Annotated in this window: 1 protein-coding gene; it reads right to left on the reverse strand. The window is 60.7% G+C overall.

What is annotated here, in order from left to right:
• A partial coding sequence (locus ACYAR8_RS24745; protein ID WP_463581343.1) for a hypothetical protein occupies positions 1 to 270 on the reverse strand: 270 nt, incomplete at both ends.

A 270-nucleotide genomic window follows, 5' to 3' on the forward strand; every position in this document is an offset into this window, starting at 1 on the left:
TGGGTTTGCAGCAGGTTATTGCCTTGGTGCCGGCTGATCTCGCGGTGGAGGTCGTCGCGCTCGTAGCTGAGCAGTTCATGCTCATCGAGCTTCAGGCCGAGCAGATGACCGCTGCCGTAGGTGAGCCAACTGACGCGGTGTCCATCAGGCCTGATAGTCGCGACGCGGTTATTCAGCGCGTCGTACTCGTGCTGCCAAACGGCAACCAGTGGCTTGTCCAGATTCGAGTAATGCTGATGCTCGCGCAGCAGGTTGCCGGCCGGGTCGTGA

The sequence above is a fragment of the Pseudomonas sp. HP_01 genome (genome assembly GCF_055284355.1).